This is a genomic window from Kitasatospora sp. NPDC093679 (assembly GCF_040683455.1).
Lineage (GTDB): Bacteria > Actinomycetota > Actinomycetes > Streptomycetales > Streptomycetaceae > Kitasatospora > Kitasatospora arboriphila.
Window position 1 is genome coordinate 46,298 of sequence record NZ_JBFBDW010000049.1, and the last position, 15,074, is coordinate 61,371.

At 72.7% G+C, this 15,074-nt stretch carries 13 protein-coding genes and 1 rRNA gene; 2 read left to right on the forward strand and 12 right to left on the reverse strand.

The annotated features are described in order from the left end of the window. The first annotated feature begins 161 nt into the window (after positions 1-161). Together AB0O09_RS30210 and AB0O09_RS30215 are read left to right on the forward strand one after the other, a co-directional pair. Positions 162-1,418: a DUF2382 domain-containing protein gene (locus tag AB0O09_RS30210; protein ID WP_363546984.1), complete on the forward strand. Its 1,257-nt coding sequence runs from the start codon at positions 162-164 to the stop codon at positions 1,416-1,418. Positions 1,419-1,609: 191 nt separating this feature from the next. Then, positions 1,610-3,097: an MFS transporter gene (locus tag AB0O09_RS30215; protein ID WP_363546987.1), complete on the forward strand. Its 1,488-nt coding sequence runs from the start codon at positions 1,610-1,612 to the stop codon at positions 3,095-3,097. 174 nt (positions 3,098-3,271) lie between these two features. Here the strand turns inward: AB0O09_RS30215 and AB0O09_RS30220 are convergent, their stop codons facing one another. From AB0O09_RS30220 to rrf, 12 genes are all read right to left on the reverse strand, one after another. Then, a complete protein-coding gene (locus AB0O09_RS30220) occupies positions 3,272-4,678 on the reverse strand; it encodes a DNA polymerase IV (RefSeq protein WP_363546990.1) in 1,407 nt (468 codons plus the stop codon). A gap of 111 nt (positions 4,679-4,789) precedes the next feature. After that, on the reverse strand, positions 4,790-5,491 hold the full coding sequence (locus tag AB0O09_RS30225; RefSeq protein WP_363546992.1) for an ElyC/SanA/YdcF family protein: 702 nt from the start codon (positions 5,489-5,491) through the stop codon (positions 4,790-4,792). A gap of 99 nt (positions 5,492-5,590) precedes the next feature. Continuing rightward, positions 5,591-6,274, reverse strand: coding sequence for a MerR family transcriptional regulator (locus tag AB0O09_RS30230; RefSeq protein ID WP_363546995.1), 684 nt, complete (start codon positions 6,272-6,274; stop codon positions 5,591-5,593). A 327-nt stretch (positions 6,275-6,601) separates the two neighbouring features. Then, entirely contained in the window at positions 6,602-7,075 is a 474-nt protein-coding gene (locus AB0O09_RS30235) for a bifunctional nuclease family protein (RefSeq protein ID WP_263106328.1), read from the reverse strand. Between the two features lie 95 nt (positions 7,076-7,170). Then, positions 7,171-7,920 carry a MerR family transcriptional regulator gene (locus tag AB0O09_RS30240; RefSeq protein ID WP_344624334.1) on the reverse strand — a complete coding sequence of 250 codons (750 nt, stop codon included), beginning with the start codon at positions 7,918-7,920 and terminating at the stop codon, positions 7,171-7,173. A 62-nt stretch (positions 7,921-7,982) separates the two neighbouring features. Beyond that, complete coding sequence (locus tag AB0O09_RS30245) at positions 7,983-8,861, reverse strand: FHA domain-containing protein (protein ID WP_363546998.1); 879 nt, start codon at positions 8,859-8,861, stop codon at positions 7,983-7,985. Positions 8,862-9,063: 202 nt separating this feature from the next. Continuing rightward, positions 9,064-10,113, reverse strand: coding sequence for a DUF881 domain-containing protein (locus tag AB0O09_RS30250; protein WP_363547001.1), 1,050 nt, complete (start codon positions 10,111-10,113; stop codon positions 9,064-9,066). Between the two features lie 13 nt (positions 10,114-10,126). Beyond that, entirely contained in the window at positions 10,127-10,459 is a 333-nt protein-coding gene (locus tag AB0O09_RS30255; RefSeq protein WP_030269510.1) for a small basic family protein, read from the reverse strand. After that, a complete protein-coding gene (locus AB0O09_RS30260) occupies positions 10,456-11,490 on the reverse strand; it encodes a DUF881 domain-containing protein (protein WP_363547004.1) in 1,035 nt (344 codons plus the stop codon). The genes AB0O09_RS30255 and AB0O09_RS30260 overlap by 4 nt, the downstream gene beginning before the upstream one ends. A 141-nt stretch (positions 11,491-11,631) precedes the next feature. Then, positions 11,632-14,127, reverse strand: a complete 2,496-nt coding sequence (locus AB0O09_RS30265) for a mannose-1-phosphate guanyltransferase (RefSeq protein WP_363547007.1) — start codon at positions 14,125-14,127, stop codon at positions 11,632-11,634. 145 nt (positions 14,128-14,272) lie between these two features. Continuing rightward, positions 14,273-14,884 (reverse strand): CDP-diacylglycerol--glycerol-3-phosphate 3-phosphatidyltransferase, encoded by a 612-nt coding sequence (gene pgsA / locus AB0O09_RS30270; protein ID WP_363547008.1) that lies wholly within the window; start codon positions 14,882-14,884, stop codon positions 14,273-14,275. 103 nt (positions 14,885-14,987) lie between these two features. Further along, positions 14,988-15,074: ribosomal RNA gene (gene rrf / locus AB0O09_RS30275) — 5S ribosomal RNA — on the reverse strand; the annotation flags it as partial.

A 15,074-nucleotide genomic window follows, 5' to 3' on the forward strand; every position in this document is an offset into this window, starting at 1 on the left:
GGCCGTGCCCGTCCCCCGGACGGCCGATCACCGGCCCGGACGGCCGCTCCCGGCTCGCCGGTGACCGGTCCATGGCGTTCTGTGTAGATGGCGTCTGGCCAGCTCCTCCAGCCGTCCCGACGTCCGCGGAGACACAGGAGCAGTAGGCACTGGAGGACAGCGTGCAGACCGATATCGATCCGCGAGACCTGATCGGGCACAAGGCGGTCGACCGGAACGGTGAGAAGATCGGCACGGTCGACGAGGTGTATCTCGACGACGCGACCGGTGAGCCCGAGTGGGCCGCCGTCCGCACCGGGATCTTCGGCCGGGACGCCTTCGTCCCGCTGACCACCAGCGAGTTCTCGGGCGAGGAGCTCAAGGTCCCGTACGACAAGTCGCTGGTGAAGGACTCCCCGGACTTCGGTGTGGGCCAGCACCTGTCACCCGCCCAGGAGTTGCAGCTCTACCGCTACTACGGGCTGGACACCTCCAACGGTCGGCCGGGCCCGGAGGCGGGTCCGGCGCCCGCCGAGCGCCCCGGTGACACCGAGTTCGGCGCGGTCGCGCACGCGGCACCCGAGCAGTCCGCGGCGAACGGCCGCCCGGCGGCGAACGGCCACGGCCGGACGGACCACGCCGACGGGCAGCACGGCGGCACGCGCCACGACGGGCCCCGGCAGGAGGAGACCCGGCCGGACGGCTCCGGACCGGCCGGCTCCCGGCAGGACAGCTCGGAGAACACCATGCAGCTCCCGGTGGTGCCGGCCGGCGGCACCGTCCGCCCAGCGGCCGCGCCGACCGCCGCGCACCGGCCGGAGCGGCCGGAGCGGCAGCAGGGCGGCGAGGCCTCGGCGCACGGGCCGGTCGAGATCGTCTGCCGCGAGGAGCGGCTGGACATCAGCACCGAGTGGCACGTGCTGGGCACCGTCCGGCTGCGCAAGTACGTCACCTCGGAGGCCGTGGAGCGCCGGGTACCGGTGGTGCGGGAGCGGGTGCGGGTGGAGCGGGTGCCGGTGAGCGACGCCGAGCGGGCCGCGCTGAGCGACCAGGAGATCGCCGAGGCGGTCGAGGAGGTGACCCTGCGCGAGGAGCAGCCGGTGGTGCGCAAGTACCTGGCCCCGGTCGAGCGGGTGCGCCTGGTGGTGGAGCGCTACACCGAGGAGGAGCTCGTCCGCGAGGAGCTGCGGCGCGAGCAGGTCGAGGTGCACGACGGGACGGCGCGCCAGCCGTACGGCCCCCGGCCGGCCGACCGCGCGGCGGCCACGACCGCCTCCACCGCGGCGACCGCCGCGGCTGCCGCGGCCGGGCCCGCTCCGGCCGGTGGGCAGCCGGCGCCGGCGCCGGCACCCGCCGCGTCGGGCCAGGCGCCCGTCCAGGTCGCGGCGCGGACGGCCGCGGCGCAGCCGACCCGGCCGGAGCCGCTACGCCCCGTCTGATCCTCCGACGGCAGGACGTCCCCCGGGGTCCCGGTCCGCTGCGGCGGGCCGGGACCTGCGCTTTGCCAAAGCTTCACCGATCGATATTTGACAGACTGAAGTATCGGCCTGCATCGTTACTTCAGTTCATTCACTATCGCTCGCCTGAAGCAGTGACCGGCTTCCGGCGACCCAACGGGAGGAAACCCACCGTGAGTGAGGCCCCACAGCCCGCCGCCACGGACGAGAAGCCGAGCAGTGCGCGGGTGCTCCCCGCGCTCGTGCTGGCCATGCTGGCGTTCAGCGTGGTGCAGACCGCGGTCGTGCCGATCCTGCCGTCGCTCGCCAAGGAGCTCGACGTCTCCGGCTCCAGCATCACCTGGCTGATGACCGCCAACCTGCTCTCCGCGGCCGTGCTCACGCCGCTGCTCGGCCGGTTCGGCGACCTCCGCGGCCGCAAGCCGATGCTGCTGGTCTCGCTCGCCGGCCTGGTCGCGGGCTCCGCCCTCGCGGTCGGCACCCACTCCTTCACCTGGCTGGTCGTCGCCCGCGTGCTCCAGGGCGCCGGCGGTGGCGTGCTCCCGCTCGCCATCAGCATCGTCCGCGACGAGCTGCCCAAGGCCAAGGTCACCGGCGGCGTCGCCGCCATCAGCGCCTCCATGGGCGTCGGCAGCGGCCTCGGCCTGGTCGCCACCGGCCTGCTGCTGGAGCACTGGAGCTACAAGTCGATCTTCTGGATGGGCCTGGCCTTCGGCATCATCGCCGTCGCGCTGGTCGCGATCCGCGTCCCCAAGGATCCGGTCGTCGACAAGGAGGGCGGCGCCGACCCGCTCGGCGCGCTCACCCTGGCCGGCTGGCTCTCCGCCCTGCTGATCGCCGTCAGCCAGGGCAACCACTGGGGCTGGACCTCCAACCGCACCCTCGGCCTGTTCGCCGTCGCCGCCGTGGTCGCCCTCGTCTGGATCCTCATCGAGGTCAAGGTCAGCCACCCGCTGGTCGACATGAAGATGATGTCCCGCCCGGCCGTCGCCTTCACCAACATCTCCGGCCTGCTCATGGGCTTCGGGATGTACGGCTCCTTCATGGTCATCAGCAACTTCGCGCAGACCCCGGAGAAGCTCGCCCACTACGGCTTCACCGCCACCGTGCTGCACGCCGGCATCATGCTGCTGCCGTCCGCGCTCGGCTCGATGGTCGCCGCCCCGCTCGGCGCCCTGATGATCGCCCGCCGCGGCCCCCGCCTGCCGCTCGTCGCCGGCGGCCTGCTCGGCGCCGTCGCGATGGCCTACCTCGCCGTCCGGCACAGCCACGAGATCGACATCTACCTCGCCTCCGCCGTCTTCGGCCTCGGCGTCGGCCTCGCCTACGCCGCCATGCCCGCCTACATCAACGGCGCCGTGCCCGCCGAGCAGAGCGGCATCGCCAACGGCATGAACGCGGTGCTGCGCACCGTCGGCGGCGCCGTCGGCACCGCCGTCATGGCGGCCATCCTCACCGGCGACACCATGAAGCTGCCGATCCCGATCGCCCTGCCGACCCTGACCGCCTACGAGCACGCCTACTGGACGGCCGCCGTGATGTGCGTGGTCGCCGGGCTGGTGCCGTTCGCCATCCGCCGGATCAAGGCCGCCGACCTCCCGGCCGCCACCCCGGCCGAGGCCGCCCCCTCCAGCCCCGAGCTGGCCAAGACCGACGCCTGACGAGGCGTCTCCCTCGCGCCAGGGGACGAGGCGCGAGGGGGGCCGGGCCCCGTGGACGGTTGTGGGCATGCGACCGCGGACACGGCCCGGCCCCGCCGAGCGGCCCCGCACTGGGACGGTGCGGGGCCGCTCGCCGTTTCCACCGGCGTCCCGGGCGGCTTGAGAGCCGGGAGCTCAGGCCCGGCGCAGCGGCAGCGGGTCGGAGGGCTCCAGGTCCGGATCGTCGACGGCGAAGGTCCGCACCCGGCCCGGCGGGTCGTACGGCGTCTCGAAGCGCACGGTGACCCGGCCGACACCACTGCCCTGCACCCAGCCGGGACCGTGCTCGGCGTGGTGGACGTCCTGCCCGGGCAGCCAGCGGCGCAGCGCCGGCGGCACGGCCGGAGCCGTGTCGGCGGCGTCCGCTCCCCCGGCCTCCGCCGACGCCACCCCTGCTTCTGCCCCTGCCGCCGCTGCTGCCTCCACCTCCACCTCCGCGGCGTGCGCGGCCTGGGCGAAGAGGTCCTCCTGCGTGTAGTCGGCGAGCTGGGAGACGCCCACGCCGAGCAGCCGCACCCCGCCGGTGGTGTCGACCTGCAGGGCCAGCCGTCGGGCCGTCTCCGCGATCACGCCCTCGTCGTCGGTGGGGGCGCGGAGCGTCTCGGAACGGGTCAGGGTGGAGAAGTCGAAGCGGCGCACCTTCAGCACCACCGTGCGGCCGGAGCGGCCCGCCGCCCGCAGCCGCTTGACGCAGCGGGCGGTGAGCTGGTCGATCTCGTACAGGATGCGGTCACGGTCGGCGAGGTCGACCTCGAAGGTGTCCTCGACCGACACCGATTTGGCGTCGCGGTCGGGCACCACGGCCCGCTCGTCGTGGCCGACGGCCATCAGGTGGATACCGGTGCCGTGCGCCCGCCCGAGCAGGTGGACGAGCTCGGCCTCACCGGCGTCCGCGAGGTCGGCCACGGTGGTCAGGCCCGCGCGGCGCAGCGTCTGCTCGGTGGCCGGGCCGATCCCGGGCAGCGCCCGGACGGGCATCGGGCTGAGCACGGCCCGCTCCGAACCGATCTCCACCAGCACCAGGCCGTCCGGTTTGGCCCGCTCGGAGGCGATCTTCGCCATCAGCTTGGAGCCGGCGGCGCCGACGGAGGCGGTGAGGCCGGTTCGTTCGAGGATGTCGGCGCGCAGGTCCTCGGCGACCGCGAGCACCAGCTGCGCGCCGGTCTCCGGGTCGGCCTCGGCGAGGGCGGGGCCGTACGGGCCGGCCTCCAGGTCGACGAAGGCCTCGTCGAGGCTCAGCGGCTCGACCAGCGGGGAGCGTTCGCGCAGCAGGGCCATGACGATGTCGCTGTTCTGGCGGTAGGCGGCGAAGCGGCCGGACAGGAAGGCGGCGTTCGGGCAGAGCCGGCGCGCCTGGGCCATCGGCATGGCCGAGTGGACGCCGAACCTGCGGGCCTCGTAGGAGGCGGTGGCGACGACGCCGCGGCCGCCGAGGCCGCCGACCACCACGGGTTTGCCGCGCAGGCTCGGCTTGGCCGCCTGCTCCACCGCGGCGAAGAAGGCGTCCATGTCGAGGTGGATGATGCTCGGCACAGTCCGCACACCGCGATCATCGCGCACGGCTGTGACAAACCGGTTCGAGGCGGGCCGCCCCCGGTCCGCCGGGCCCCGCGCCACGCCTCGGCGGGGTCCGCGCCCCGCGGGTCGATACGGCTACGGCTTGGCGGCGTCCGCGAGCGCGCGGGTGACCCCGGACTCGGTCGCGCCCAGGAACTGCGGGTCGGGCCGCAGCCAGGCGTCCAGCGCCGCCTTGCCGGCCCCCGGGATCTCCCGCAGTCCGCCGTAGTACCAGGTGGTGTCGTGCGGCTCGTCCACGGCGACGGCGTACGTGTCGATGCCGGCCGCCTCGCACAGCGCCAGGGCCCGCCGCACGTGGAAGCCCTGACTGACCAGCAGGGCGTGGTCGACGCCGAACACGCGGCGGGCCCGGCTGCAGGAGTCCCAGGTGTCGAAGCCGGCGTAGTCGCCGACCACCCGGACGTCGGGCACCCCGCGGTCCGTCAGGTACCGGCGCATGGCGTCGGTCTCGTCGTAGTCGGTGGTGCTGTTGTCCCCGGTGACCAGGATGGCCCGCACCTTGTGCTGCTGATAGAGGTTCAGCGCCGCGTCGAGCCGGTGCGCCAGGTACGGGGAGGGCTCGCCGCCGAAGAGCCCGGCGCCGAAGACCACGGCCACGGGCGCGGCCGGGGCGTCGGCCACCGTGGTGACCCGCCCGCCCTCGCCCGTCCACAGCCAGGTGCTGGGTGCGAGCCCGAGGGCGCTGACGAGGACGGCGGCCTGGAACCAGCGGCGCCGACCGGTGCGGTCGTCGAGCCCGGGGATCCGCCGCAGCCGCGCCACGGCCTTGCGCAGCACCTTCACATCCTTGATCGACACATCTGGCGGGACGCCGACCGGGGCCGGTGCGGTTCCACCCGGGCGGGGCCGTCGCCTCGTCAGGCCGCGATCGCCGTGTCAGACCGCGCGGTTGCGCCGCTGGGCGAGCTCGTCGGCCGGGTTGTGGCCGACCAGGGTCTCACCGGTGTCGGTGCGCTCGGCGTGCAGCCGGCCGAGGGCGGTCTCCAGCTCCTGCCAGACCGCGCCGACGGCGATGCCGAACATGCCCTGTCCACCGCCGATCAGGTCGACGACCTGCTGCGGGCTGGTGCACTCGTAGACGGTGGCGCCGTCGCACATCAGGGTCAGGTCGGTGAGGTCGGCGGGCTCGGCCGCCTGGAGGTGGGCGACGGCGACGCGGATGTTCTGCAGCGAGACGCCGGCGTCCAGCAGCCGCTTGACGATCTTCAGCAGGAGGATGTCGCGGAAGCTGTAGAGCCGCTGCGCTCCGGCCGGGTAGGCGGTGCGGACGCTGGGCTCCAGCAGCCCGGTGCGGGCCCAGTAGTCGAGCTGACGGTACGTGATGCCGGCGGCCGCGCAGGCGGTCGGCCCGCGGTACCCCACCAGGGCGGAGGTCGGCGGGATGCGCTCGATCGCGGGCTGCCCGGCCTGGACGGCGGGGAAGCGGCCCACCCGGGGCAGTTCGGGCTCGTCCGGCTCGGCCAGCGCCTCCCGACCCCGCACAACCGGTCCTCGGGCGGCGCGCGGCAGGTGCACGGCGCACAGGCCCCCGGCGGTGGCGTCGTCGCCGTTACCGCTCATGCCTGCCTCCGTCCACTCGGTCCTGCGGCTCTTCCGGCGCCGGACGGCGCAGGCCGACCGGAACCTCCCTTGACGGTAGGCAGTCACCACAGGCCCGTCAACGATCGCCACGCCGGGGCTCCGGTCGGATGTCACTCCGAAGAGTGGTTTTTCGTGCCCTTAGTGTGGGTAGGAGGGGCCGCTTTTGCAAAGCGCGGTTGCAGCGCCCCGGAGCGCGCAGTACGCGCGCCGGCCGCGGGCGGCGCCGCCTCGGGCGCCGCTACTGCCGACCCGCCGCAACAGGCCGCCGCAACAGGCCGCCGCAACAGGCCGCCGCAACAGGCCGTGCTACTGCTGGCCGCCGCCGAAGTCCTCCGGCGAGACCTGGTCGAGGAACTCGCGGAACTTCTCGACCTCGTCCTCCTGCTCGTCCGGGATCGCGATGCCCGCCTCGGCGAGCACGTTCTCGCTGCCGTAGATCGGCGTCCCGGTCCGCAGCGCCAGCGCTATGGCGTCCGAGGGACGCGCACTCACCTCGACACCGCCGGAGAAGACGAGCTCGGCGTAGAAGACGCCCTCCCGCAGGTCGCTGATCCGGACCTCGGTGAGCTGCTGGCCCAGCGCGTCGAGCACGTCCTTGAAGAGGTCGTGCGTCAGCGGCCGCACCGGGGTCATGCCCTGCTGCGCGAAAGCGATCGCGGTCGCCTCGCCGGGGCCGATCCAGATCGGCAGGTACCGATCGCCCCCGACCTCCCGCAGCAGCACGATCGGCTGGTTGGAAGGCATCTCCACCCGGACACCCACGACGTCGAGCTCATTCACACTGGCAACCCTATGGCGCGCGCCGCCGATAGGAAAGCGCAGTCCTTCCGGCCCTGGTCAGCAACGCGGCCCCGGGGTGTCGTCGGCACCGGCGCTCAGTTCGGCCGGGCCCGCAGGCCCGCCTGCACCATGGCCGCGTGCAGCCGGACGGAGAGCGTGGCCAGCTCCCGGGCGGTGGTCTCGGCGTGCGCCCGGGTCTGCGGGTTGCGGTGCCGGCGCAGCGGCGCCACCACCTGGTCGACCAGGGCCACCTCGCGCTCCGCGGCGGCCTTCATGGCCCGCAGGTGGCGCGGCTCCAGGCCGTACCGGCCGAGCTCGGCGACCAGCCGGGCGATCTGCAGCGCCTCCCCGTCGTAGCCGCCGTCCGGCCCGGCCGTGACCAGGCCGTAGGACTCCCACTCGAGGAGCTCGCCCTCCTCCGCCTCGGCCGCGGCGAGCAGCTCCGCCCGCCCGAGCCGCACCCCGGCGACCGCGCCGGACGCGGCGCCGAGCTCCCGGTCGGCCTCCTCCAGCGGGCCGGGCCGGGCCTCCGGCGCGGGCAGCGCCGGCGGCGCCTCGCCGCGCTCGATGGCGTCCAGGTGCTCGCGGATCACCCGCAGCGGCAGGTAGTGGTCGCGCTGCATGCGCAGCACGTACGCCAGCCGTTCGACGTCCCCGGCGCTGAACTTGCGGTAGCCGGACGGGGTGCGCTGCGGGTCGACCAGCCCCTCCGCCTCCAGGAAGCGGATCTTGGAGATGGTGACTTCGGGGAAGTCGTCCCGGAGGAACGCCAGGACGGCGCCGATCGAGAGCAGCTCGTCGCCGCCCCTCCCCCGTGCCTCGGCCGCACGGCGTGTGGCGGGCACGGGGGTGGCCCCGAGGGTGGTGGGAGGGTTCGCGGTCACTCGGGCTCCTGCCGACGTCGGATTCAGTACCCCCGGACGTGGCCGGCGAAGAACACCAGCCGGTACTTGCCGATCTGGACCTCGTCGCCGTTGCTAAGCGTGACCTCGTCGATCCGCTCCCGGTTGACGTACGTGCCGTTCAGGCTGCCGACGTCCGCGACCGAGAAGCCGCCGCCGGGCAGCCGCCTGAACTCCACGTGGCGGCGCGAGACCGTCACGTCGTCCAGGAAGATGTCGCCCTGCGGGTGGCGGCCCGCGGTGGTCACGTCCGAGTCGAGCAGGAACCGGCTGCCGGAGTTCGGGCCGCGCTGCACGATCAGCAGGGCGGAGCCCGGCGGCAGGGCGTCGATCGCGGCCAGCACCTCGGGCGACAGCGCCGGGGTGGCACCGGTCGAGGTGGCACCGGGCTCGTACGACTCGAGCCCGGAGATCGAGATGGTCGACGTGGTCTCGGCGGCCCTCTCCGGCACCGGCGCGCTGCGCAGCGCCGTCCCGCAGTTGGAGCAGAACCGGGCCGTGACCGGGTTCTGGTTGCCGCACCGCGGACACGGGGAGGTGCCAGCCATCGTCACAGCCTCCTGGCTCGGCACACCCTGCTGGACGTGCCCGGCGTAGGGGTCCGGGGTAAACCCTCCACCGGAGGTTGAGGGTGCTGCCGGGAAACCTATGCGCGGCGCGCCACCCGATTCAACCGACGCGCCGTAGCCCCGGGCATTCCCCTCGTACGGAGCCGCGCCGTGGCCGTCGCGGAACAGCGGGCGCTCGGCGTACTGGTCCGCCTCGGGCGCGGGCCGCATGCCGGGGACGGCGGCCTCCTCCCCCGGGTGGCGGTGGCGCGCGGTGGGCGCGTCCGCCGACTCCTGGCGGTTGTTGCGGCCGAAAAGCTTCGAGAACAGACTCACGGGCGAATCCCCTTGCGTGTGACAGACCCGCCCGCGGGGCAGGGTGACAGGCTCGGACAGGCAGCTTGCCCGGCATCCGGCCGGGCCCGAGCAGGCGGCGGAGCGCACCGCCGGGGTGGAACATCCCAGTGTGCCTCAGGCTGCCCGGCGGCGCGCCACCGGGGGCCGCGCGTACCTGACGGACCGTAGGACAGTCGACCCGTCACTTCGCCGCCGGCTTGCCGTACTGCAGCGGCTTCGGCGCTGCGAGCGCGTCGACGACCACCTTCTGCTGCTGGGTGATGACCGCGGTCGCCTGCTCCTTCTCCAGGGTGCGGACCACGCCGCCCGGGATGTTCAGCGCGGGCGTCAGGTCCTGGGGGTTGCCCACGACCGTGAAGCGGAACGGCTGCGACACCTTCTTGCCGTCGATCTGCACACCGCCGTCGGCGCCGTCGGTGAAGTAGGTGCCGGCCACGACACGCACGTCGTTGATCTGAATCGCCTCCGCTCCCGCCGCTCGGAGTTCCTGCAGGGTGTCCAGCAGCATATCCGCCTTCACCTGCCCCTGGGGATCATTGATCGTCAAGACGATTCCCGGCCCGGTCGCCTGCTCCGTGCCGGCGAGCACACCCAGCTCGGTCGCCTTCCTCCTGGTCTGCTCCTGGGCCTCCTTGGCCTGGTTGGAGCTGTTCTCCAACTGGGTCAACGACTGCTCCAGCTGCGTCTTCTCCTGCTGGAGACGCTGCTGGCGGCTGTCCAGTTCGTCGAGGATGCGGACGAGATCCTCCTGGCGGGCCCCGCGCAGCTGGTTGTGGTCGTTGGTGGAACGCACCTGGATCGCCAGACCCAGGCCCAGCGCGAACAGCAGCACGGCCACGACGAGCTGGCCGCGGGAGAGCCGCGGCGGCCAGAGCGCACCCCGCAGCCTGCGGCGCGAGTCGGCCGGCGCACCCGGGTCCGCCGACTCGGGCTCCTCCGCCCTCTCGGCCTTCTCGACCGGCGTGGCCGGCTCAGCGGTGGGCTGAGCACCGGCCTCGGCCTCGGACGGGCGGGGCTCGGTGCTCCCGTCCGCCGCGGGAGCCCGGGCAGGCTCCGCAGCGGCCGCGTCCGGCTCCTCGACGGCTCCCTCGGCGGGCTCCCCGCCGGCCGGCGGGGTCACGGACGGCGCCGCCTCCTCGCCGGCCTTCCGGAGAGCCTCGCGCGGCTCGGGCGCCGCGCCCTCCTCCGCGGGGGGCACCGGCGTGCCGTTCGGCTTGTCGTCCTGTTCCACGACGTGTCTCTCCCTACGCCCTGAACACATGCCGCCGGATCGCGGCTGCGTTGGAGAAGATCCGGATACCGAGCACCACGACGACACCGGTCGAGAGCTGCGCGCCCACGCCGAGCTGGTCGCCGAGGAAGACGATCAGGGCCGCGACGACCACGTTCGAGAGGAACGAGACGACGAAGACCTTGTCGTTGAAGATCCCGTCCAGCATCGCCCGGACACCGCCGAACACCGCGTCCAGCGCCGCCACCACCGCGATCGGCAGGTACGGCACCACGGCGTCGGGGACCTCGGGCTGGACGAAGAGGCCGACGACGACGCCGATCACGAGCCCCAGAACGGCAATCACGGTGAAGGTACTCCTGTCCGGGTGGCGGTCGACTTGGTGGCCCGGGAGTCCGGGCGGGACGGCGAGGCACCGCCCGAGGGCGAGGAGCCGGCCGAGGGCGGGGCACTGCCCGGGGGCGGGGTGCCGCCCGAGGAGGCCGTCGGGGCGGAGGACTCGGCACCACCGGGCTTCGCCGTCCGCAGCGTCACGCCGAGCGCGGCCGGCAGCGACATCTTCTTCTGCACGGACACGTTCGACTTGATGCCGTAGCTGTCCTGGATCAGCTTGAGGTAGCGCCCGGCCGAGCTGGAGTCGAAGGCCTGCGCGAACCGCTCCCCGTCCCCGACCGCGAGCACGGTGTACGGGGGCACCAGCGGCCGGTTGTCCACCAGCACCGCGTCGCCCGCGGCGCGGATCGCGGAGAGCGTCGTCAGCCGCTGGCCGTTGATCGACACCGCCTCGGCGCCGGACAGCCACAGCCCGTTCACCACGAGCTGCAGGTCGCGGTCGCGCAGCCGGCCGGTGTTGTTGAAGCCCTCGGCCTCCCGCGGGTTGCTGGCCGAGCCGCCCGCGCCGGTGCCCGAGGCGTCGTCGATCACCAGCTTGATGCCCGGGCCGCTGATCTCCCCCGTGCCGGTCCGGGCGGCGAGCAGGGCGAGCGCGTTGTCGCCGCCGACGGGCAGCGCCTGCTGCTGGGCCGTCGCGACCTTCGTGCGCAGGTCCTCGACCTGCCGCTGCAGCGTGTCCGCGGCCTTCGTGGTGTCGTTGACCCGGTGGACGAGTGCGTCCCGCTCCTTGGCGAGCGTCGGCTCGGCCTTGGAGGCGTTCACCCCGCCCACGGTCACCACGGTCGCCGCCAGGGCCAGCCCGACCGCCAGGGTGAGCTTGCCGCGCAGGCTCGTCGGCAGCCGGCTCGGACCGTCCCCGCGGCGCGCGGCCTCGGCGTAGCCCTCGTCCAGGCTGTGGTCCATCACGTTGGTCAGCAGGGACATCGAGGCGTCCGGACGGTTGAACCGTCCGTTCGAGTCGCTCGGCGTCGGCGTTGCTGGCATGCGGGACATCGTCCCATGTCGCCGGGGCGGCGTACGCACAGCCCCCGCGCTACCGTCCCGGACGGACACCGAACCGTGACCGGCCGGGGCGCGGCGGCGTGCTGCCGCCGCGCCCCGGCCGGGTCACCGGGCGGTGTTCCCTCAGCGTCCGGCCGAGTCCACCACCGCCGCCCACTCGTCGAGCAGCTGCTCGGTGGCCTCGTCGTCGGGGCCCTCCGCCCACAGGTGGGTGACCGCCTCGGCCGGGTCCGGCAGGACGAGCGTCCACCGACCGTCGGCCTCGACCACGCGCACGCCGTCCGTGGTGTCCAGCCGCCGGCTGCCGGCCGCCTCCACCACCGAGCGCATCACCATGCCCTTGGCCGCCCACGGCGTCGCGATGTCGCGCCGCTTGATGTGCGCCTGCGGGATCCGGGCGTCGATCTGGCTCAGCGTGAGCTGGGTGCGGGCCACCAGGCCGACCAGCCGGACGAACGCCGCCGGACCGTCCAGCACACCGCTGAACTCGGGCACCACGAACCCGCCGCGCCCGTCGCCGCCGAACACCGTGCCCTCCTCGGCGGCCGCCTTCGCGAGGTCGTCCGGCGAGGTGGTCGTCCAGGTCACCTGGGTGCCGTGGTACGCCGCGACCTGCTCGGCGATCCGGGTCGTCGTCACCGGCAGCGCCACCTGGCCGCTGCGCCGTTCCGCCGCGACCAGGTCGAGCAGCACCAGCAGCGCCCGGTCGTCCTGGATCACCCGGCCGAGCTCGTCGACGAACGACACCCGCTCGCCCACCGGGTCGAAGCGCACCCCGAAGGCCGCCCGCGAGGAGGCCACCAGCTCGCCGAGCCGGGCCAGCGCGGCCCGCCGCTCCTCGGCGTCCTCGGTCGGCCGGGCCTCGTCGAGGCCGCTGTCGACGGTGAGCGTCTCGACGCCGAGCCTGCCGAGGATGCTCGGCAGGACGAGCCCCGCACTGCCGTGCGCGGCGTCCACCACGACCTTCAGACCGGCCTCGCGCACCCCGCTGGTGTCGACCGCCCGCAGCAGGTTCCGCGCGTACGAGTCGAACACGCTGGACGGGTGCAGCAGGTCGCCGATCTCACCGGGGAAGGCCCGCCGGAACTCCTGGCGCGCGTACACGCGGTCCAGCTTCCGCTGGCTCGCCTGCGAGAGGTCGGCGCCGGCCCCGTCGAAGAACAGGATGTCCAGCGAGTCCGGCACTCCCGGCGTGGTCCGCAGGAAGATGCCGCCCGCACTGCCGCGCGCGGTGTTCTGCCGCGCGACCGGCATCGGGACGTTCTCCAGGTCGCGGACGTCGATCGCGCTGGTCTGCAGCGCCGAGATCATCGCCCGCTTGAGCGCCCGGGCACCACGCGAGTGGTCACGCGCGATGGTGACCGTCGCCCCCTTCTTGAGGGTGGTGGCGTACGCGCCGGCCAGCCGGACGGCGAGCTCCGGGGTGATCTCCACGTTCAGGATGCCGGAGACGCCGCGCACGCCGAACAGGTGCTCCTGGCCGCGGGACTCCCAGATCACCGAGGTGTTGACGACCGCGCCGGCCTCAATGGTCTTGAACGGGTAGACCCGGACGTTGCCCGCCAGCAGCGACTCCTCGCCGATCAGGCACTCGTCACCGATCACCGCGCCCTCGTCGATCCGCGCGGCCCGCATCACGTCGGTGTTCTTGCCGATCACACAGCCGCGCAGGTTGCTCTGCGGCCCGACGTACACGTTGTCGTGGATCACCGCCTTGTGCAGGAAGGCGCCGCGCTTGACGACCACGTTGCTGCCCAGCACGGTGTGCTCGCGCAGCTCCACCCCGGCCTCGACCTTGGCGTAGTCGCCGATGTACAGCGGCCCGCGGAGCACCGCCTCCGGGTCGACCTCGGCCCCCTCGGCCACCCACACGCCGGGAGAGATCTCGAAGCCGTCGAGCTCGACCTCGACCTTGCCCTCGAGGACGTCCGCCTGCGCCTTCAGGTAGCTCTCGTGCGTGCCCACGTCCTCCCAGTAGCCCTCGGCGACGTAGCCGTAGACCGGCTTGCCCTCCTTGAGCAGCTGCGGGAAGACGTCGCTCGACCAGTCGACCGACTCGCCGGCCGCGACGTAGGAGAAGACCTCGGGTTCCATCACGTAGATGCCGGTGTTCACCGTGTCCGAGAAGACCTGGCCCCAGGTCGGCTTCTCCAGGAAGCGCTCGACCCGCCCCTCGTCGTCGGTGATCGTGATGCCGAACTCCAACGGGTTGGGCACCCGGGTCAGGCAGACGGTGACCAGCGCGCCCTTCTCACGGTGGAAGGCCACCAACTCGGAAAGATCGAAATCGGTGAGCGCGTCACCGGAGATCACCAGAAACGAGTCGTCCTTGAGCGCGTCCTCGGCGTTCTTCACACTGCCCGCGGTACCGAGCGGGACCTCTTCATTGGCATAGGTGAGGTTCATCCCCAGCTCTTCGCCGTCCCCGAAGTAGTTCTTCACCAGGGAGGCCAGGAACTGGACGGTCACCACGGTGTCCGTGAGACCGTGCCGCCGTAGCAGCCGCAGTACGTGCTCCATGATCGGCCTGTTGGCCACCGGCAGTAGTGGCTTGGGCATGCTCGACGTCATCGGACGGAGTCGAGTGCCTTCGCCACCCGCCATCACAACGGCTTTCATTCGGGTGCGTCCTCCTTCGCGGTGGTGAACCCTGCAGATCCATCAAACCGTTCCAGAGCTTCTCTACCCGGATAAAAACGTCCGACTCACCGTGTCGTGGCAAGTCGGACGTGGAGATCTTGTCAGCAGCGTGCAAACAGCCCGCTCAAACGGCAGCCGTGCGGTCCGCCCGCACCAGCTGCCGGGCCTGGACGGCGTACAGGATGCCGGCCCACCAGTAGAGCACCGTGCCCCACCAGATGAATGCCCAGCTGACCGGCTCGGCAACCGTGGCCAGCCAGCTCTCCCCGTTGCCGAGCAGCAGAAGCGGAAAGGCGTACATCAGGTTGAACGTGGCCGCCTTCCCCAGGAAACTCACCTGGAGCGGCCCGTAACCGTGCCGATTGAGAATGGGAAGCAGCGAGCCGATGAACAGTTCGCGCGCCAGCAGCACGACGGTGACCCACAGCGGCAGGATCTCACGCCACGTCAGACCGACCAGCGTGGACAGCACGTACAACCGGTCCGCCGCCGGATCCAGGATCTGGCCGAGCCGGCTCACCTGGCCCCAGCGCCGCGCGAGCTTGCCGTCCAGGTAGTCGCTGACGCCGCTGAGCATCAGGATGACGATCGCCCAGCCGTCGTTCTCCGGCCCGCCGAACACCGGCCAGAGGATCAGCCACAGGAAGATGGGCACACCCACCAGCCGCGCCATGCTCAGCAGGTTGGGGATGGTGAGGACGCGGTCCGTCTGCACCCGCGTCTCCTGAACCTCCACCTGGGACCCTCCTGACAGCTGTACCGCCGTGAACGTGTGCGGCATTGACCTTACAACAACAAAGCCCCCACCCTGCTGGGTGGGGGCTTTGCCATGAAGAATTGTTCGGCGGCGTCCTACTCTCCCACAGGGTCCCCCCTGCAGTACCATCGGCGCTACGAGGCTTAGCTTCCGGGTTCGGAATGTAACC